The following is a 20,759-nucleotide window of genomic DNA, read 5'->3' on the forward strand; positions in this document are numbered from 1 at the left end:
GAAAGTCGAAACTTTTTCCACGCTTTCAAGGGGACTGTCCCCAATACTAGCAATTTGCTAAAGGATGGCGGGAGATTAAACTTGACAATTAGACAAGTTAACTGAGGTCTGTCTTTAGTTATTAACAAGTGTTTTGTATGCAATTTTTAATAGTAAAATGCTTGACTTATAGCTTGATTTATTGTATTATTAAATCAAGTAAATTTTAAAGTTTCAGTAGCTTAATAGTAGCACTCTTTAGAACTACTAACGCAGGAAATATACGACATCAAAAACTTGGCACTCTCTACACGCCGAACTAAACAAAAGGATTTCTATCATGTCTACACAAGAACTACTGACGTTTCTGTTTAACGCGATCTCATTAGGCTTCATAACCATCGCATCAATAGATTTCGGTACAAGGTTAGTTGTCGCTTACAAGCAAGTTTCCATCGCTTTAGACTCGCCTCTAACTAACCCTCAACAGCCAAGCGGTCAATTACCGCTAACTGCCAAACCAGAAGAATTAGGTCAATTACCCGACCCTTGGTTATTGCCACTACAAGACAAAGGAAGAATAGTACCCTCAACTAATTTAGCTCAAAGAGAGCAAAAGCATTTGCGATTACTACCTCCAGCTAAAACCATCAATGTTTCTAATCCCGACCTCAAAGATTTGTTGAGAGGGGTAGACTTAAACAAGTTAAAATTACGGCAGGCTAGAAAGATAGCGAAAGCCCTGGGGATAGCGCAGAAAGTCAATGGACGCGATCAGAAGCTTGCGTTTTTGGTCAGTCAAATAAAGATTAAACTACAGCAAGCAAAAGCAGAGATTGTTGAAGTAGTGAGCCAAGAATTAATTGCTTGCTAAATAACTTTTGCCCAGGGATATTGCACTTGTTGATATCCCTCTTTTTCAAGTAAACTTTCACAAAAACTATAACTTATGAACCTGCACCAAGCTTTTGATGTATTTATGTCATATTTCGCGCTTGAACAACAAGCAGTAGCCGCTCAGAAAATAAAAGAAATAGCCAAGTCTGAAAATCTAGACATATTTTTAGAAGCCCAAGAAGATTGTGAACCAGGTGAAGTATATTACTGCACCGTTCACGGTTTTCGGAGCATGGACGATACTTGCTCGGAACTAAACCAATTTGTCGTTACAAAACGCGGCTTGGGTTTTTCAAAAGGCCGAGATTTGCCCTATATTTACCGTAGGGGTAATACATGGTTTCCACCTCAACTAATTGTTCATAGTCCTAGTGAAGAAGCAAGCATAGCAGGTTACGCTGCTGCCATAAAACTGCCGTATACTATCGCTGGTCTTAGTCACGATTATCCTCAAGGAACGCTAGTGGTCTGCCTGACAATGGAAAACGAGGAACTAGCTACAGGTTACGCGAACGCAATTAGGCTACCCGTTGACTATCGAAGGGTTTACGTTGAGGACAGTGCGATAATGCCAGACAACAATTTACTACCGCTTGACACTGGTGACATTTATATTCAGCATATTGATATGCTTGATACCGAGTATGCTGCAATGTTAAGAGATTCTCCAAGGTTCTAAAATGCGTTTTCTGTTTTTGTTTCTGCCTGCGGTGGTTATTCCCCTAACGTTTCAGATAATGTCTTTAGGGCAACCATTTTCTACCACAACGGTTGACGCTCAGAAACCTTTGCCACCACTCAACCTACTGCCGCCGACTACTCCAGTTGCCCCGAAAGTTTTTGCTGACCATCCGCCAACTTCAGCGAAAAAGCAGTCTCAAAAAGTAATAGCTCGAAAGCATTCACCAAAAGCAAAAAGCTCGAAAAGCAGGGCAGTTACGCGCCCCTATACCGCTCCAGCTATTGAGATCCGAGCAGCGGTCGCACAAAACGTTAGTAGTATTGCGATAGCATCCTCAACGTCAGCAAACATTATCGACGGCAACAGGCAAAGTATAGAGCCGCTTCTACCTGGTCAATCATTCCAAATCACTGCACATAATTCGACTATCTTATTCAAGAATTGGTAAATACCTTCTGTCCTATGGATTGAGCCAACTGACGGTGGAGCGGTATTCGTCGGTAATAACTGGTACAGAGGCAAGCTGTTGTTGATAGCGCAAAGAAATAAACTACTTGCTATTAATTACGTTGATTTGGAGCAATGCCTTACATCCGTTGTCGGTAGTGAAATGAGCGCCGCCGCACCGATGGAGGCGCTAAAAGCCCAGGCGATCACAGCAAGGTCTTATGCTTTGGTACATACCTTCTGTCCTGCTAACGGGTGGTACGATTTAGGCAACGATGAAAGACATCAGGCATACAAGGGCATTTCCACCGAACACAACTCACTAGGCTGCCAGTGAAACCACTGGGGAAATCCTTAGCTATCAGGAGGGCGTAGTTGAATCACTTTATGCAGCAACTCAGGCGATTGTAAACAAGGCACACAAAGGATCGGGCATGAGCCAAAATGGAGCGTATGCTTATGCAAATCTTGGGTATAGTTATCAGCAAATCTTGGGAGTGTATTATGCTGGGGTGGAACTTTCTTTGTTAGAGGAAAAAAGGTAATTATGGATTACAACATGAGCATTTTAAGTAAGTGGGTTCAAAATTTTGCAGACAAAACCTTCCCAATAATTGCCAACCCACCAGCTAAAGATATTTGGCAATCCATTACCAGATATCTGCCAGATGAATTAGCAGAAATCCCCGCAGAATCGAGTGCTTCAGAGCTTCTGGAACAGGTGTTAGGAATTAATGTAATTGTCGAATATGGTAAAGAGAAAATTGGCTGGACAGCTACAAGCGATCCTAAACAAGCAGCCAAGATGCAGCAAATCTGTAATGACATATCCCACAGTCAAGCACGTCATGCTTTGGGCATCGACGGTCTTTGGATTTTCTTACCAGAGCTAGAATTTTTAGATCACTATCAAGATGAGGATTTGTATGAGAAAGCGCCAGAGCCATTAGAAATCTATGAGAAATTTCCAGAAATGATGCACTTAGAAAAACGTATTGAGTGTACTATTGTTGAGCTATGAGCCAAAACCCTACCAAAGGAGCAAAAGCTGAGACATGGGCAAAAGCTTTTGCCCAACAATATGGAATTTTACTTGCAACTCCCTTCGCGCTAGAAAAAGTTGTAACCTTACTAGAAAACAAACTACAATACAAGCTCGTTCTTGCCAAACCCTATGTTAGAAAAGAATTCGCCTTAGCAAATGAGTGGATTGACTCAATAGTTGCTGGGAGAAAAGTATTAGGCAGTATTGAGGAGAAGACCAAACTAGCTTCTAAACTTCTCGATCTGTGTGTTGCAACGGATGTAATATTGCGTTTGAAGGACAACAAAGGTATTGAGCAGTTAATCGCAGTTGATGTTGCTTCAAACCCAAATTCCGAGCAAAGTAAGCTTGACACTATCAGGAGCAAAAGAGATCCGAAAGATACACCTGGATTTAATCGAAATCAAAACCTAGGGCAGGTTAGGCAAGCATTAGGTATCACTAAACACTTGATTCTAGTCATTAATCCCGACCATCCGCCTGCTCATGAATCTCTCATAAATGCGGTGTATGCTTTCGCAAATCAAGTTGCTAAAACTGGTTCGCTTAATTTTTTCCAAAGCCTGACTCAAGAGGCAGTAGCCGCTCGGCTTCCTTTATCAAAACAGTCTAATGAAGCAGATTCGCTTTCCCCAGAGAAGTCAGAAATATTAGCTGCAATTGAACAATTACCTGAAAGAGAACTAATAAATACAGTTGAACGAGTACAAGCCTTTTTCGTTAGCAAGCCACCTCAACCACCTACAACAGCCGAGCAATTGGTTGTACAACAGGAAGTTAATAAACTTCATTTTTTAATTGGCTCTCTTTTAAAACAACAGGAGAGTCAAGTTACTAGGCTTGAATCTATGCAAAAAAATCCCCTGCGAAATTGGAATAAACAATATGATGCTGCTTTAGGTGAACTAGAAGCAACGATGGCAATTGTTGAAAAAACTGTAGCTCAAAAAGACAAAAAACATCATCAGCTTCAAGTTTGGGCAAAACAAACCGAGACTTACCGAGCTTGGGTGAGCGCTCCACAAACGAAACAAATGTATCAAGTGGCTGAGGCAATTAAGTATCCATCGGTTCAGCAAAAGATTAATCGAGTACAACAAAATTTAGCGCAAAAGCAGGCAATAGCTCTACAAAAAAAGCAAAATCAACGTAGCGATCGCGGACATGGTTTAGGGTTGTGATTGAACAAGCTAACTCTGGTAATTTTTCTCCAAGTAGAGGACTGGAAATGAAAGGCAAGGCTAGAATTAAAACAAACCTTGGTAGCGCTAAGAGAAATAATGGATAACCCAGATAAATTAATGGCGAAAGTTTATATAAAAGGCGGTAAAGATGTGCAGGTTTCTATTGAAGCACTAGCTGATTATCTTTAGGAGAATGCTGACAAAATCGCGAGTCGGCATAAAGAAGTAAAAAGAAAGATGTTTTCTGACAGATCAATAATTCCCGAAGACGAGTGCAGCAATTCTTGCTCTTAAGTTAATCACTACCAGTTATTAGGTGAATATATATGGTACTACTAACCCAACTGGATATAGATTATAGTTCCGAACTTTCCCCCGCCGAACAGTGGTTCGAGTGCCTTGCTCATAGCCTAAGCTTGTTAGCTCCTACTCCTAGTCTGAGCCAAGTCCAAACTGCTCTACTCGCTCATTTAGGTCAGCGAGTAGAGCGAGTATTACCCCGATTAGCTAATCCTGAAGACCCAGAGCAATGGCTAAGTCTTGTTCTCAAGGCAAACTTCTTGATTCGTTTATGGCGTACCAAAGATGAGCCTGTGCTTGTAGCCATGAACGTGAGCGGCGGTCAGGCGATGCCTCAAAGCCAAGTAAAGCTGATTGAGTCCTCAGAGTTTAGTGTGGCAAGGAAAGACTTAGGTATTTCCAAACACTGGTGCTTAACTATCCAAAATCTAGAGCAAGCGCCATCAAAAGACGAATTGTTAGATATGTTGTATGCTCAACTAGATGATCAATCAGAATGCGCGGTTATTGATCTAGGCTGATCAAGCTGATAATCCCGACTGCCGAGTGCCAGAAGCTTGGCTACGCGCAAATGCCTGTTGCTCAACCTTGGCAATGCTAGTCAGCCGCTCTTGCAATTGAGGCGACTGTAACCCCTTAGCAAGACTCCGCATCTCAACTGTTTGAGGTGATTTATCCCACAAAGAGTAAGCCATTTCTTGTTTATTCCATTGCCCTAGTTGGTTTTGTCTCTGCTGCAAATGAGAAGTCGCATTATCCAGCTTGTTTGCTGTTTGCTCTACCTGGGCGACGGCTAAATCGTACTTACCATTCCAATTACGAAAGGGACTTTTTTGCATAGCTTCAACAGTTGCTAACTGTTCGGTTTGTTGGCTTCCTAAAGCGTTGATATGGTCTGTAATGCGGCTTACCTCAGACTCAACTTTCTGTCGGTCAGCTTGGGCTGGAGGAGTAGGCGGCGGAGAATTTAAGTAGCTAGTGATATTTTGACTAAGAGCAAGCAAGTCTCCGTCGCCCAGGTTACTCAATTGCTCAACGACCATTAATTGCTTGTAGTGCGCCTGGAAATCTGTTGTCATGACTTCAATAGCCCTGTTCGTCAATGGTTCCCCCTGTTTGAACTCCTTACCAATTTCAGAAATCCGGTTAAGATATTTCTGGGACTTACCAATCTCCCTAGCTGCCTTGTACCAATCCCGCAGCGTGTTCAGTGATGGACTAGAAGATTGCAAAGTAGCAAGCATTTCGTCAGTCCGCTTATCAACGCGCTCTACTACTTGCTGAAAAAGCTGCATGGGGTTTACTGTCTCTGTCGTACTTGTAGCAGGCTCAGATGAAGGCACGGAAGAAGTAACCCTTTCGCTCTTAGGTTCTTTGTTTATTGATGGCATTTCTAAGAGTGGAGTTACAACAGTCTCTTTAACGCTTTGTACAGGTTCACTTACTTGACTTACAGCCAGAGTTGGCTCTTTTTCTACTTTGGCTGTATTTTGAGGTACGCTTTTAAGTTCAGCAGCAGGAGTTAGGCTTAACCCAACATCAAACAAGCTTAACTGAACTCCAAGAGGTGCTTCTAGTAAAACCTGAGTGCTGGCAGAAGGCTTTAAAGATGATTTAGGTTTAGTTGGTTCTTTAACTGCTGTTTGTGGAGGTGGCAACGATGGCTCTACAACTTTTTGTACTATCGGATTATTAACTACAGTCGCGACGGCGAGTGATTGCTCTAAGGGCTGCTCGTCAGCTTTTAAAGCAACGGTGGCTTTCTCTAACTGTTGGGGAGCCTTTGTTTGCTGTAGGCTCTCAACCTCTACTGGGATTTCTTCTTGTCCTGGTGCTGGAAGATGTAGATTTTTAACTTCTACTGAAGTTTGTTCCTGTACCGATGCTGACTGTTGTTTCGCTTGAAAAGCTGATAGCGCAGCTTTTCCAAAACCCTGCTCTATCAGGTTGCGAGAGAATGTCTGACCAAAAGAGCGATCTCCATTAGTGCGATACTCCCCGCCTGTTAGTGGATTTTGACTAGCTGTTTGGGTTAGAGTTAATTGTCCTTGGGCAGAGACGTTAAAAACCATCTCCGCGTCCATAAACAAATCCCCATAGTTATCAGTAAGGTAATGGGTTAAGTACAATTCTTTTCCATGCCGCTCAATAGTCAAAGGAGTAAAGGGCTGGTTATTAACTTTAAGATGAAAATCATCGCCCTTAAGAATTTCTACAGCTAATCCTGCCTGGTGCAGTAGTTTAGCAATATTTGTCTCTGCTCCTCCACGCTGAATCTTTGGCTCAAGGATTTGTTTATCTGGCGAAACACTGTTTGTAACTTCCGGTGTCGAAGCTAGTGCGTCTGGCGCTGGCAGCGTAGGTGGGGAGGGAGCTACTACACTGTCGCCTTCAACCCTAGAAGTTGTTACTTTTGAGGCTGTAACCTTAGTCTCAGTGAGGTTTGTTGTACTTACGTTAGCGGCGTTGAGATTGCCTAATAACTCCGGTTTTTCTAAACTTGGCTTTGCAGCTTCGCCTCTCGCGCTTTGAGGAGTGCGAGTAATAAGTATCCGTTCGACATCGGGGTTAATTTCATTGCACGGCTCCCAGGATGGTAATACTTGCCCTAGCATTTCTCGTGCCACATCCTTATGACTCGAAGCCCCCAAACCCCATTTAGACCCAAGGTAAGCTAAAACTTCATCAGTTTTATCTGCGCTAACAGTGACAGTCATAACTCCCTTAGATTTGGTTTTATTACCTTCCCTAACTGACTCAGTTTTGCTAGTAAAGTCCCCAGTCAGTTGCAACAAGCCTTCATTTTTAAAATATATCCCGCCCTCAGCAGTGGCTTTGGGAGTTTTGATAATTATGCCGCCAATATTACTTGGTTTAATATCAGCAATTATTGTTAGATTCTCGTCTTCAGTTTTGACTAGCCCGACTTTTTGAGTTTTATCAAAAAACTGCTTAATTTGCTCGACACTTTTGAGCATGACGGGCTTAATATTCATATCTATTGCTGGGTCAAAGCCTCGCCGCAATAGATAAACCGGATGAACTTGCCCCTGGTGGTCACTCACCTGGGCAAACTTACCTGTTAGTTCGGTAGCCAAAACCTGTCCCGTCACCAAATAACGCTTTTCTTTCGACTCACTTTGTCTTTGGTCAAAGAGGTCATAAATAGAAACTTCTTGGTTGACATTTGCAAAACTAGCCGACTCAACAGGTTCTAGAGTTTGACTACCGCCCTTTGATAAATTCTTTAACCCGATAGATAGCGATCGCACTCCATCAACTACTAATAGCTTGACCTTCCAATTAATTGGCGCAGCAGGGTTATTTGCCTTACTTTTTTGTTCTACCACCGACACTACCCCGTACAGGTAGTTTTTAGTTTTATTGTCCATCAGGCGGACAGGTTGCCCTACTGGGAACTGTTGAAGCAAAGCGCTAGTCTCAGCTAATGATTCCTTGATACTTCGCTGCTCTTTATCTTGCTGAAAACTCTTACTATTTACATCAAGTTTTGCTTTGCTAAGTTGAGTCTGTAACTTGTCAATCTTTGGGGCAAGCTGTTCTAACTGGGTGTTGAGCAGAGCAGACAATTCCACGTCTTTTGAAGACACCGCAGTATCAAGGCTTTGCTGTAGATTACTTTGTTCCTCTAATCCTGCACTAAGCCTCTGTTGAAATTTCTCTACTCTCTCACTTGCTAGAGCTATTCCAGCTTCGCTTACAGCCTTCTGACTCGCTAAATATTCCCCCACGCTGCCGTTTAACTGTTCTACCAGTTGGGTCGCTACTTCCTCACCTTTTTCCCGCACGTCGAATAATGCGCCATCGCTCTTATCAGCAATAGGTTCAAAGCCCAACTCCCGCCGCACAGCATTAACAACTTGCTCAGTAGTATTTGGTTTAGCCCCAGTCTTTGCCATTACCTCAACTAAGTAAGCGGGTTTAGTGAAGGGACTATCAACTTCCGGTTTTCCAGGACTGAGGACTAGCCGCGATACTGGCTCCGCTTGCAAGTCTAGCTTCTGTGCTTCTAATTCGTTCTCACCCAAGGCAATTTTCTGGGTTAGTAACTCCTTGTAGTCGGAGGTCAAAGTCTCGTAAAGCCACGCCTGTTTAGCTAGAGACGGATAAGGTTGTTCTGGTGTCGGTGGAGCGTCACTGGTTAGCATTACTGCCCGACCCGTCACTTTTTGAATTGCTTTGGGATCTTTAAATCCATCTTTGCCACTGAGCGGAAAATCTAAAGCTTCATGGAGGTCTGGATTTTGCTCCATTAAGTTTTGCGCTACCTCATTGCCATAATCGTTGATGAAGTCAGGCATATCTGCCAAACCGAAGCTGGAGGAGCTATTACCCGTCGTGTTTGCCTTCAAGTGGCTCATCTTCTTCATTAAGATTGCCACTGCCCTTTCTTCGGTCGGCAAATCCTGTCCGACTACCAACTTAAATACTGGCAATCCAAACGTACCAGGATACTTCCCCCACATCGGTTGTCCTTGTTCGTCTAGCTTGTCAGGAGGGTGAATTGCTGGGTTAACTTGTCCACTCCGGTGACTGCGCCCGATGGATTGTTCTACTTGGTTAACGTCCAGATGCGGCTGAACAATGTACATTACTCGCTGCCGTTGGTCGGCTACAGTCCGAGAGGCGTGGAGGGAGTAGCCTGTTGTAGAGTTGGTAATCACCGCGTCCACTCTACCGTTTTGAAAATCATCCATTACTTGCTTTTTCTGCGCCGTTCCCCGTTCCCTGGTTTGGTAGGTTACTACCCCCGATGCCAGGTCTTGGGCAGAGCCGTACTTGAGAATATGGCTGCGCCCAGTTATTTCGCCTATGGAATGCCCCGCGTCTTCAATTTTCTGCTTGATATAATCAATAGGGGAAATAGGCAGCTTGCTCCAGTCGGCGGAGGCGATCGCTCTTTCTGCTCGATTGAAAGCGGCAACCCCTTCTAGCCCCAATTCTGTATCGGTTAAACGATGAGTACGAGTTACTTGCTTTCCCGTTAGCTCATCCAAGTACGGCTCGGTGATTTTAATTGACCTTGCCTTTTCCAAGTAGCGCGTAAATAATTGTCCGGCATTAATCGTAATATCATCGCCAACTCTAATTGGCTGCATGGGGCTATCGGGAAACTCGGCATTGTGGAGGGCGGCTAGTTGGTTGTGGCTATCCACAAAATCTCTAACAGTTGACTCCATCGTGTTGAACAGCATCAAAATCGGTTTGCGTCCCTGTTCGATGTCGGAGATCGCTGCGTTTGCTGTTTCCTCGGCTTTCAATCCCAAGGCTGTAACTGCTGTTAGGTTGTGTAAGACGCTCGTGAAAATTGTGCTGCTTGCTCCTGCGTCTCCTAATGCTGGGTTATTTTTACGTGCTGCTTCCCCCGCGTCAGCATAATCGCCACTAATTCCAGTTACTACTTTTTCCTTAATGTAGTCAAACTGCCAAATTAGGTTAAGAAGCTTTGAGTTGGTTTCTGCTGTTTGCAGGTCAACCGGGTATTTAGCAACGCCAAACTCTACCCCTTCGTAAGACTTTTCACAGCGAATGCAGCCCCCCGATTCTGCCCACATCGAAAATACTTGCTGCTGCAAGGGTACGCCGCCTGTTTTGAGGTGGTCAGCGAATTTATCTCGGTCGGTGGCGGCTAGGTTTAAATCAGTGGTTTCGTAGAATAGTCTCGCGGCAACGATGGGGTCTTTGATGGCTGTTGCACTAGACGCTACAAAACCTCTAGTTTCTTTAACTAACGATTGGAAGAACTCAGTACAGGAAGAAACTTGAGAATTTTTCCTCTCAACTTGATTATCTCCGGCAGGTCCTCCGGCTTTGTGGCTCTCGTCCAGGATCAGGAAAGTTTTGGGAGCTAGTGCTTGTAATAATTCTCGTCGCTCAACACTAGCGGGACCTGTTAATTGCCCATAAGTCGTGAAAACGCAGTCGTATTGACCGATATTACCAGCTTGAGTGTATTGTCTAAGTCTCTCTGATTGATTGTTAGGAGTGTTAATTTCTCCGGTTAATGTACCATCAGACGTTTTAAGCTCTATATTTACCCTATTATTAGTTATTAACGGGTTAAAACTGTTGTCAGTGTCTACTGCATCTCGTGTCAGTATATCGCCATACAAAACTGGATCAACGGTCACAATAGTTGGGATCATCCCCTGTTGTTGTGCGTATCGCGCTAAACCACAGATAATCCGAGTTTTACCGATTCCTGTGTCGTGTCCTATTAAAGTAGCTTTGTTTTCATATTCATGATTGTAGATAGACAGCGCTAATGAGTCGATTTGTTCAGCCGCGTAGTGTCTAAACAGTTCTTCAATAGACGGTTCATTTAAACTTTTGCGTACATATTCATCAACGTTCATTCCCGTTGTGGCTTCTATTTTATTAAAGGTATTCTCTAATCCTTTAAGAGAAGAAGCAGGAGCTAGAGTTGATAAGGAAAATGCTTGACTTCTAGCTTTGTAAGCAACTTGATTTTCAATTTCTTCTTGAGCTTTGTCTAGACTCACGCTAGGAGTTTGTGCCATTTCCGCCATATTACTTAGTCCTGAAAGTAGTGTGGGTTTGCTTCCATGTTCATGAACGCTAACCAATCCATTAGATTCATGTCCGTTAGATAATTCAGTCCTGTTTCCAAATCTGGGTGAGGAATTACTGGAAACTGTTGCTCTTCCAACGCTGCGTCCTGTAACTCCTTGTAGTTCATCACCAGGTAAGAAGCCATTTGATGGGGACTCTCCTGGCGGCTGCGATCTTCCAAGTACATCGGTAGATATTGGTTGATCTCCTGTGCTATCCGCCATTCGGCTTCCAGTTCCTCTTGTGGTTCGTAACTTATTAGCCAATCTGCGATCGCTTGCTCGATTAGCCACTCCACTCGCCGGGTCAGGAGTAAAAGATATTCCTCTTTGCTCTCTATTTGATCTAACTGTTGTGGAAGTAATACTGTCGTCCACCGTAATGGGCAAAAACTCCCTGGACTGAGTGTTATTTTGGGCGACCACAGCCTCCCTGGAATAGACTCCTGATACGGCAATTCCATTATTTTCCTGCGGTTGTACACTTTGCCTGCTTGCATAAACTAGAACCTCCTTCAAGTTCTCATAACTTTCATAAATACGGGGTGGTTGTACGCCAGGTAACTTTAGTTGGGTTTCACCTCTACCCTCAATTACAATTACATCCACTGGGAAAGTTGTACCTTGTTTGCGGTACAAACTCCCATCTAGTGAAAAGTGATCTGTAACGTTATAGCCAGCATCCTTGTACAGCCAGCGATAAAATCCCCTTGTTAACTGCGTGTTGTAACGTTCTGTGCGCGAACTCTCGTCACCCATCTTCCCACCCAAAATGAGAACCGCTCTGCCATCGGCTTTCATTAAGTCCAGAGCCGAAAGTGCGATCGCATGATCCAACTGGCTTGTTGTCAACCGACCACGCCGAAACATTCGCGTTTGTCCTTGAGCATCTTTTAAAGAGCTAAAGGGTGGATTAGTGATTATTCTATCTACTGGTTCAGTATCAGGCAAAAAACTACTAGCATCCTGCTCGGTTACAGTAAATCCTTGCGCCCTCAATGCCGCCGCGCGATCGCTATTTAGTTCGTTAACTATGGCTAATTCTGGATTAGCAAGCAACAGCAGCGCCCCATTGCCTGCGGTCGGTTCGTAAACTGTTGTCTCCCCATCAATTTGGGCTAACTTCGCTGCGAGGAAGGCAATAGGAACGGGGGTACTGTAGGCTTGCTGGAGAATGCTCGTGCTGGTACGAGTATTTAGCGCTGGCTGGCGATCATACAAATCCAAGCATTGCTGCCAAGTTTCGATAGGGTCATTAGAGCGCTGGACTAATTGCCGCGCCGCCAAGACTAATCCCTGCTCTATGGATTCATCTACGATTTTTGCTATCGGTGTCCCCGGCTCAATTGTTTGGTTCAGAACCGATTGAGCCAGTTTCCGGGCTGAAGTAATTGAGGCAAAATCATCGCCATTGGTAAATCCGTTGGCGAAAGCTGTGACTAATTGCTGGTGCAAAAATACCACCTCAAATAAATTAAGTTTGCTTTGGGCTGAACTATTTAGGTAGACGGTTGACTAGAACTTCGGAAGTGGCATTTGAGATAGCATAAACTAACTCCCCATCCCATCGCATCTCCATCAAATCCGGTTGATGACCAGGTGGGAATAAGATTTCATGACACTTGTTGCCATCTTCAATCCGTAGCACTTCAACTCCGTCAAAATACATTTGGACGGTTCGCGGTTGGCTATTCACGGCTGATTTTTGTAATGGTAAGCGATTGCTTCCAGCACTGCCGTAGGCAATTGCAAGGCATAACTTGCGGTTAGCTGAATTTTTGCACTAGACCAAAAGTTAAGTCAATTGGGCTTAACTTTTCGCAACACTTATTTTCTAGATATTTATATTTTGAATGAGGATAATTGCTTTCGTCAGTCACTTCAATTACAGCGTTTTAGCCAATGGCTATAATGAGAATACCTGAAATCTTTAGACAGATAAAAATTTTATACTAGCAAAATGAAAATACTGGTTTGCAGTATTGTTTAAACTTTTTAGGAGTAAATTTAGAGATTAATAGTCCACATTGTATTCGTTTTAGCATTTCTGTAGAACAATCTTTGTGAAAATTATATTCGTCTTGCTTGGCGATTTCTTTAAGTTTATTAACTGGAGCAAACCTCGTATCAGCAAAATATACAACTGTTCTATGCTTTATAAACTCATGATCTCCTTTATCTAAAATCACAGTGTCGTCAGAATCATGACGATGAGTAGTTAAGTTGACAAATACAACTTCTAATGAATTTTTATCAGCTTCGGTTAAAACTATCCAAAGATGGCGTGTTGGTTGGTTAGGTTTTGGTAAGAGAATACATTTACCAGGATAAATATGCTCACCCATAAATAGTTTGATTTAACTATACAAAAGGCAACTTAAAGATTAATTTTGTTGGCTGCAACCATACTAAGTTAACCTAATAGATTGCTCATCACAGCCAAGTCCTCAATTTCAGACTCAATTAACTCGGCATCTCTATGTGTTCTGCCACCAGCTAAAAAAATACTGTGGTATTCAATTGGAATAGAAGAACCTTTTGGATCAACCCATTCAGGAATATTTTTATGTATATAGTCAACTAATTCCCATGGATTCCAATCACCAAATTCTTTAAAAATTCTTTCTATTAATTCATCTTCAGCCTCAGACAATTCTTCGCTACAGCCTGCTTTTAGCAAGCTCACTTGATAATCAGAAGATGCTGAAATATACTCTACCCAATAGCTGTCTGAGTCTGGAGCCGCACCTTCATTAATGCGATCCAATGTCTCACTAAGAACGGGACCGTGAGGCATTGATACATAGTAGTCATATGTTACAGGTCTTCCCCACTCAAGCAAGGCACTACGCTCTACAAGATACATCAACTTAATCAGCTTCATGTAGTTCATTTTGCCACCTCCGAATTTGAGGAACATCGCGGCGACTTGCGTTGCTTTTTTTTCCTGGAAGTTAGGTTTCATCAAATTTAAGACCTGTTCGACTTGACTGTATTGATTACTATCAAAGAAATAAAACACACAGAATATTACTTGTCACGTACAAATGTACTAGGATCATTATCTTAGTACATTTAGAGAAGTTTTAAGCATCCGATAAATAGAATCATACTTTAGATTCACATAGTAAGTAGGGTACTGCGGTTCTTAAACTATTCAATGACTACTTTATAAAGAATTTAAACCTAAAGGCTTATGCTTCATTTCGACAATAAGCGAACCTTAAAAGCCATCTAAGCCTTACCAGACAACAAAGTAAGTTTCGGTTTACACAAAGTTAACTCTAAGTTTGTCAAATATAACTTTGGCAACCAACTGACAACGAGTATATTACAATTGTATTATTATTACTACATTAGGAATTTTATTACATCAGCTAATAATAATTTCTACTTTGGTCAGTTTAGAGTGATCGCTGCCAAGTTTGGGGTTTCAGTTGGGACTGTCAACGATTTGCAACACGGCTTTTCTGTACCCGCAGAAACCGATGTGAAAAAGTATTACGACTGAATTGGTAAGGCAGGCTTGCACTTGGAGTTAACAGCGTGATTAAAGATACTGCCTGGAGTAGCACATCTGAATCCCAACCGTGACTAACTAGCGCAGGCGTGATGTACTTGGTACAAATGTCGCGTTCACTCAAAGATTTCTTGTCAACTTCTTCTGGCATAGAGTGTTTAGATTCCGGCAACTAGCACAGACTTGGGTATGTTGCTCGATACGGGGCAAAAATTGTAGTTTTAGAAAGCAGCACCATCCTATTCTAACTCCCCCCAATCAACCACTCCAGCCCCGCCTTGAGCGCAGCTTCAGCGCTGTAGTAAATCTTGCGTTCCCCAAACACTGCTCCACCGAGGCTGATTAGCCGGAACTGCCAGCAATAGGCTTGGGTGTGGAATATTATCAGATTAGTATTACAACCTCACTTATTGGGTAGCCTATAAATGCTGAGAAAAAACTTATGTATTAGCGTTATCCTAACCCTGTTACTAGAGGTCGATACTCAATGCCTCAAATTAATAGTGTAGTTAAGCAGATTAATTAACAACTTTCTTACAATGCTTACTAACGCTAATTAGTTCAACCAAATTTGGCTTCAAACTGCTTCCATACTTCAAACAAATGCGGCCATCTTTTATCTAAAAACTCGTTTGACACTTGAGAATCATAATGGTTAATCAGAAATTCAATTTGGGTATAGCTTGTTTCACATTTTTCTTTAATAAGCTCAAGTAGAAATGCTATCACTTCATCTATAGTAGGTCGGCTTGTTGGATTAACACATATCATTTTCTCGATAAAAGTTAATACCTTTGAGTCAAGCTGAGACAAAGAATTGTCAATCTTGCATCCTTGACTAACCCATTTCTGCCACGCACCTTCTCTTGTCCATTTTTTGCTATTACCGTTTTTTTGATATGGCCAGAAGTCTTGCAACTTGATCCCAACTGGATGGTATCCATCTGTCATTAACTCATATAAAATCACACCAATTGCAAAGATATCAGTAGATGACGATAAATCTGTTTTACTCCATTGCTCTGGAGCCATATATGGTCGATTACCATCAAAAATACCAAGTTCTGATGATGCATTTGCTAGACCAAAGTCAGCAATCAGTGCAAAGTTATAGATATCAATATTAGGTAAATTTCGATGTTCTTCCGTCATATTCCTTAAGAATATATTTGATGGTTTTAAGTCCTGATGTACGATTAATCCCTTTTTGTAGCAATGTCTTAACCCCACACATATGTAGACCATAATAGATAACTTTTGAAGCTGGCTTACTCCCCCTTGCTTTAATAACTTATCTAAGTCATTACCCCAATAACGAAACAAAGCTACAGGCACCCCCATTACTTCTTTAAAGTCGAATGCCCAATGGACGAACATATGATCATAAGTCAATTGTTTTTTAAGTTCATTGACAAATCGTTTAAAAGTTTCTTCAGGTAAACAATTGGCTAGTTGCTTGGGAATTTTTGCACATACGAATCTTGGTGTAACACTTTCCCCTTGATCAAAGATATAGATTTCACCCCATCTGCCGCTAGTTAGAGAAACACATTCCCCATTATCTCCTAGAAAAGCCTCTAGTATCAATTTTTTCGTTTGCTCATCAAGAGAATAAAAATTAACTTCACTCATTCAATGTTTACCAATATTTTTTGTACATACGATTCAGCATCTAACATTTACATTTATTTATCTTAAATAAACTGACTATATAAAATTTTCTCCATAATAACCTCAGTTAGCATCTTTACCTCAAAACCTTCAACTTCTGCCCCAAGACAAAATTAACCAATCGCTGACCACTAAGCAAACTTATCTCATACTCCCGCAGTAATTCCTTTGCTAATTCGCCAGTCTTGCCACTATGAATAAAGAATCCTCCATAGGCTTTCTCCCGTTGAATAACCTGGTTAAAATCATGAATATGCTTAGGGTTAATATAACCGCTATAACGCTTTGCCTGTATAAGATAAAGCCTTTCAGCGATTGTCACGCGCCCATCTAAACCACCGTCACCCGTATAGCGAAAGTTACGCTCGATTTTCCACCCTTGGTTTTGACAACAAGTAAGCAGCAACTCTTCAAAGGCATAGGGGTTCATTTTACGCAGGATAGCGAGTGCTTTGGGTAATTGCACCTCACCTGAACGCAGTTGCTCCAGTACAAGAACGGCAAGGCGAATATACTGCTGATGCTTTTTGCTAGGAAGACAAACCCTGGTTGAGGCTGGTGCTTGCTTTAGAGCAATTACCTTACTCCCTGGAACTGGTGTTACAAGGAGAGAACGTTGAGATGAGAAGGGCGGTCGCAGTTCTGGAGGCGGGGACGGTGGTTGCCCGTGAGGTCGGCTTCGCGCCCGACGCTTTCGACCAAAAACTAAACTACCAAATAATGCGATCGCCCAAACAATTAAGACCAGGCAACCAAGTCCAAGTAGGAAAGCAAGAATCTCCATTTTACTTTTTGGTAAACTTATCCCATAAAACCTGCGGTAGTAATTTAGTCTCCACCGCCAGCACTCTAAGATTGTGGCAGACACCGTTCTCCTTGGGACAGGCTACGGCAACGGGCATCCCCATAAATGCGATCGCGCAATAGAAGATTATTAGTGGTGTCCACACTAAATAAAAGAAAGTAGTCCGATTGGATGCTTTGTGTAAGTTACCAACCGTCCACTTCAGCCACATTTGCCACCGCTCCATCCTTGCTTTGTTCAAACGTTGTTCTTGCGCGACCGCTTTAGCCTGTTCGCGCAACTTATAGTTGTTTAACTCAATTAGCTGCCGATCTGTGGTTGAAATAACAGTAATGCGCTGTTGGATACACTCGTCAATTAACCAGGCAAACGCTTCTGATTCGGGCTGCTGATTGACCCCAACAGCCCCAGTGAGTTTCCCGAAGAAGTCGCCAACACGCTTTTAGATGCTTGGCGAATCTCTGCTTCTAGTTGTCCAGAGTCAACATACTGGCGCAATCTTTGAGCGGTCATTTGCCAGAACAAGGCTTTGATTTCCTCCAGTTGCTCAACTGCCATCTGGGGCAGTGCTTCGCGGATTTGTTCTGCTTGGCTAAAAGCAGGTTGACTGAGCAGTTGCCTAACTTCATCAAGCAACATACTATGAGCGTTAGACTTGCTCTGTTGAGCAATCCCAAAATGTGCTGCTACTTCTTCATAAGTCTTACCTTGCTGCTTGATTAAAGTACACGCCTCTAGGAAGCGATCGCATTCTTGGGAGTCATACTGCTCTTTATCCGGTAAATCGCAGGCTGACAAGATTTTCCCTGCTTCAATTAAAGTAATTCTCGTCCCAGCCTGTTCGCTAGATAGGGTTAATAGTTCAGATATTTCTAATTCGTTGGTATCCGCGTGGGCATCGCCAGATTCCTTTAGTTTGTCCTGCTTACGAAACTGTGCTGCTGCCTGCTTGTATGTTTTGCCTTGCTCAATTAGCGCACGACATTCGCGGAAGCGGTCAGCTTCATCTTCCATATATTCATCTTTTTGCTCTAGAACGCAGGCTTTGAGTGTTTCGGCAATGTCAACAGAAGACAATTCGGCAAATAGTTCGTGTTTTTGGTACATGATTAATTTCTTGTATTAGTGAACAGAGCGGTGAGTTTGATGAGATCAACCGACAAAAGCTTTACTCAGGATCTCCTATGCCTTCCGTTGAAAATTGCATTAGAAATTCAGCCATCAACACCGACTTACCGCTACGGGCTGTAGAGAAAATTTGGATAGGAGGAAGTACCAATACTGAACAATACTCTCTGGCATGACAGTAATTAACTTCCTCAAGCCCTAGTTCCAATTTCAGTAAAGCTAAAGCATTCTTTACTGCCACCATATCCGGCTGGTAGATAGTGACAGCATTTAACCCATCCCAATCGCCGCGCAGCATATAAGCCACTTCTCTTGCTACTAATGCTGAACCAAACAACAACGTAACTTTGCCTGCGTTCCCTTTGCAAGTAGGGAAAATGAAAAATGGTGGCGATTCGTGCAATAGATTTGAGATGTTTTCCGTTCTTTGAGGCATACTGTACCTACTAATTATTAAATAAATCGTCAGGATCGTATTGGGTTTCATTTTCTCCAGCCGGAGGAGATGGCTCAATTTGCGCGGGGTATTGACCGTTTGAGGTACTATCTCTAAGTTGATTTTGCTCTTGTGCCATTTCATCCATTTCTCGAAAATACTGTAGCTGCATCATTAAGCGGTGAGTACAGTCACGAATTACCTGGTGTAATTTTTGTGGTGTTGCTTTTTTGCTATCTCTATAAACCAGTGGTAGCCAATGACTTATCAGCGCCGTCATTGCCATATCTCTAAGTGGGTAGAGCGTCTGACCGGAATTTTTTAAATAGCGCAGTAGTTCAAATTCTGGGCTACCTGGTTCCGCCTGAATACTAAAACGGATCTCAAATTTTTCTGACAAGACCAACACCGCCTTCTATTTTTTTAAGGAGAGAACGAGATAATCCATAGACATCTGCTAGTCGCAAACACAAAGTATCTTTTTCTGGTGAGAGGTTGAATGCTAGTCTCACATCCTCCTCTAATTCTGCTGCCCAGGAAATATCAATAGTCGCAAAGTGAGACTTGAGTTCCGAGCGAAAACACTCCGCTGTTCCGCCGCCAATAACTACTTCATCAACACCTGTGGGAATTATACTTTTTAGCCATCCAGACAGAATGCTCCAATACTCAAGGCGGGAAATTCTCACCGCTTCCATAATTTGAGCAATTTCTTCAGCTTGATGTTGTGGCTTTTTACTCCGCACTAGCTCTTGAAACAACTTTTGTTTGTCCTTCCCTGGCTTTTTAGCCATTGCCGCCCGATGGATGGCTCGAAGCAATGGTTCGCTATCAAGCCCAGAGGTACGTTGTTGTACCCTCTCAACTAACAACACTAACCCGTAATGTTTTGGTGACGTGCCACCATCAACAATCTTACCACGCTCAAATAGTAGAAAGGATACATCTCGGTAGCCCATCATCAGCACTAAGATTACCCGCTCTTTGGTTGCTAACCCTAACTTTCTCCCACGTGTCAATACCAGTCCCGCACCTTCAGGTTTGCATTCAAACACCTGTAAAGGTAACGAGAATGCTCTGCCACGAAAGCAGAAGTTAGATAAAGCATTGGTAGCCGAGCGCTCAAACTTTTCACAGTCCCGCCATTCTTTGTAAGGCAATAACGAAGCCAACGCCACAGAAAAAGAGTCTGGTAAACCCTCACGCTCTGCGATCGCTCCTACGGCTGCCATCAACTTTAATACTGCTCTTTCGTACTTCAACTCATTAAGTCCGGCATGAGCGTAAAATTGTTTCTGGGCTAAGAACCCCACCGCATAAAACTCCCCCTCACACTCTATCCAAGCCTCGTTTTCTGGGTCAGCGCTAGTCAACCTTTGCGCCTCGTATGCCTCAATCAACTCTTGGCTTACTTCTATTACCTGGGGTTCCATCAACAAAATCTTTGGCTCAGATTTTTCCCAACAATTGTAAACAATCTGATACACGATCTTTGTCAGCGATGACCCAGGATCTAAAGTTAAGACTAAAACGATTTGCCTTTCCATTGTTTTAAGCTCAGGCATTTATTCCTCTTTATTTCAATGCCAACACAAAGTTTTTTGCGAATTTACATTCGCAGCAATTCTCAATAATTTCTGATTTTACTGTACTAACATTGTTTGGCGGTTTCTCGGAGTTGTTGACGTTATTAAACAACTTTTACCGATTTATACCGACTGGCGTTACTTCAAATTTAACTTAGCACTTATCGAAGAAAAAGCAAACCATTAAGAAACATTTTGTTGACTAAAATAAACAACTTTTACCAACTTATGCCGACTTATGCCGACTCGATTTTCACTTATTGACTGTACTAATCAATAAGTCCCTAAAATAGCTAGGCAGTCGTCAATAGTTGCCGACTTATGCCGACTCTTGCCGCTTTCTACCGACTAGCGATGGGGAGGCGACCTCCCCAAACCCCACCGGAATTATGTAGTCGCATAGGCGACCGGACCAGACGGTAAGTGGCGCAGTATCGACAACAAAACCTTTTACCAAAACAAAATGCTATTGGGGCAAATCTACCG

Annotated in this window: 18 protein-coding genes; 7 read left to right on the plus strand and 11 right to left on the minus strand. The window is 42.7% G+C overall.

What is annotated here, in order from left to right:
- The first annotated feature begins 319 nt into the window (after positions 1 to 319).
- The 7 genes from C7B70_RS22045 to C7B70_RS22075 all read left to right on the plus strand — a co-directional run bounded on the left by C7B70_RS22045 (position 320) and on the right by C7B70_RS22075 (position 5,055).
- On the plus strand, positions 320 to 853 hold the full coding sequence (locus C7B70_RS22045) for a hypothetical protein (RefSeq protein WP_106371097.1): 534 nt from the start codon (positions 320 to 322) through the stop codon (positions 851 to 853).
- A 75-nt stretch (positions 854 to 928) separates the two neighbouring features.
- The gene (locus C7B70_RS22050) at positions 929 to 1,555 is read left to right on the plus strand and encodes a hypothetical protein (RefSeq protein ID WP_106371098.1); all 627 of its coding nucleotides are present in this window, start codon (positions 929 to 931) and stop codon (positions 1,553 to 1,555) included.
- Position 1,556: 1 nt separating this feature from the next.
- A complete protein-coding gene (locus C7B70_RS22055) occupies positions 1,557 to 2,006 on the plus strand; it encodes a hypothetical protein (RefSeq protein WP_106371099.1) in 450 nt (149 codons plus the stop codon).
- An 81-nt stretch (positions 2,007 to 2,087) separates the two neighbouring features.
- The gene (locus tag C7B70_RS28015; RefSeq protein ID WP_233221065.1) at positions 2,088 to 2,342 is read left to right on the plus strand and encodes a SpoIID/LytB domain-containing protein; all 255 of its coding nucleotides are present in this window, start codon (positions 2,088 to 2,090) and stop codon (positions 2,340 to 2,342) included.
- A gap of 210 nt (positions 2,343 to 2,552) precedes the next feature.
- On the plus strand, positions 2,553 to 3,026 hold the full coding sequence (locus C7B70_RS22065) for a hypothetical protein (protein ID WP_106371100.1): 474 nt from the start codon (positions 2,553 to 2,555) through the stop codon (positions 3,024 to 3,026).
- Positions 3,023 to 4,231 carry a hypothetical protein gene (locus C7B70_RS22070; RefSeq protein WP_106371101.1) on the plus strand — a complete coding sequence of 403 codons (1,209 nt, stop codon included), beginning with the start codon at positions 3,023 to 3,025 and terminating at the stop codon, positions 4,229 to 4,231. The genes C7B70_RS22065 and C7B70_RS22070 overlap by 4 nt, the downstream gene beginning before the upstream one ends.
- Before the next feature lie 329 nt (positions 4,232 to 4,560).
- Positions 4,561 to 5,055 (plus strand): hypothetical protein, encoded by a 495-nt coding sequence (locus tag C7B70_RS22075; RefSeq protein ID WP_106371102.1) that lies wholly within the window; start codon positions 4,561 to 4,563, stop codon positions 5,053 to 5,055.
- Here the strand turns inward: C7B70_RS22075 and C7B70_RS22080 are convergent, their stop codons facing one another.
- From C7B70_RS22080 to C7B70_RS22125, 11 genes are all read right to left on the minus strand, one after another.
- Complete coding sequence (locus tag C7B70_RS22080) at positions 5,056 to 12,582, minus strand: strawberry notch C-terminal domain-containing protein (RefSeq protein ID WP_146134135.1); 7,527 nt, start codon at positions 12,580 to 12,582, stop codon at positions 5,056 to 5,058. It abuts the gene before it with no gap.
- Positions 12,583 to 12,622: 40 nt separating this feature from the next.
- Positions 12,623 to 12,823, minus strand: a complete 201-nt coding sequence (locus C7B70_RS26115; RefSeq protein WP_146134136.1) for a hypothetical protein — start codon at positions 12,821 to 12,823, stop codon at positions 12,623 to 12,625.
- Between the two features lie 256 nt (positions 12,824 to 13,079).
- The gene (locus C7B70_RS22085; protein ID WP_106371104.1) at positions 13,080 to 13,472 is read right to left on the minus strand and encodes a hypothetical protein; all 393 of its coding nucleotides are present in this window, start codon (positions 13,470 to 13,472) and stop codon (positions 13,080 to 13,082) included.
- A gap of 68 nt (positions 13,473 to 13,540) precedes the next feature.
- The gene (locus C7B70_RS22090; RefSeq protein ID WP_146134137.1) at positions 13,541 to 14,092 is read right to left on the minus strand and encodes a Panacea domain-containing protein; all 552 of its coding nucleotides are present in this window, start codon (positions 14,090 to 14,092) and stop codon (positions 13,541 to 13,543) included.
- Between the two features lie 1,116 nt (positions 14,093 to 15,208).
- Entirely contained in the window at positions 15,209 to 16,279 is a 1,071-nt protein-coding gene (locus C7B70_RS22095) for a protein kinase (protein WP_106371106.1), read from the minus strand.
- 115 nt (positions 16,280 to 16,394) lie between these two features.
- Positions 16,395 to 17,102 carry a restriction endonuclease gene (locus tag C7B70_RS22100; protein WP_106371107.1) on the minus strand — a complete coding sequence of 236 codons (708 nt, stop codon included), beginning with the start codon at positions 17,100 to 17,102 and terminating at the stop codon, positions 16,395 to 16,397.
- 1 nt (position 17,103) lies between these two features.
- Entirely contained in the window at positions 17,104 to 17,364 is a 261-nt protein-coding gene (locus tag C7B70_RS22105; protein WP_233221066.1) for a hypothetical protein, read from the minus strand.
- A gap of 116 nt (positions 17,365 to 17,480) precedes the next feature.
- The gene (locus C7B70_RS22110; RefSeq protein WP_106371109.1) at positions 17,481 to 18,230 is read right to left on the minus strand and encodes a hypothetical protein; all 750 of its coding nucleotides are present in this window, start codon (positions 18,228 to 18,230) and stop codon (positions 17,481 to 17,483) included.
- 61 nt (positions 18,231 to 18,291) lie between these two features.
- The gene (locus tag C7B70_RS22115) at positions 18,292 to 18,687 is read right to left on the minus strand and encodes a hypothetical protein (protein WP_106371110.1); all 396 of its coding nucleotides are present in this window, start codon (positions 18,685 to 18,687) and stop codon (positions 18,292 to 18,294) included.
- Between the two features lie 10 nt (positions 18,688 to 18,697).
- Positions 18,698 to 19,087, minus strand: coding sequence for a hypothetical protein (locus C7B70_RS22120; protein ID WP_106371111.1), 390 nt, complete (start codon positions 19,085 to 19,087; stop codon positions 18,698 to 18,700).
- Entirely contained in the window at positions 19,071 to 20,252 is a 1,182-nt protein-coding gene (locus C7B70_RS22125) for a ParM/StbA family protein (protein WP_106371112.1), read from the minus strand. The genes C7B70_RS22120 and C7B70_RS22125 overlap by 17 nt, the downstream gene beginning before the upstream one ends.
- Positions 20,253 to 20,759 lie beyond the last annotated feature (507 nt).

Source organism: Chlorogloea sp. CCALA 695 (genome assembly GCF_003003885.1).
Classification (GTDB): domain Bacteria; phylum Cyanobacteriota; class Cyanobacteriia; order Cyanobacteriales; family Chroococcidiopsidaceae; genus Aliterella.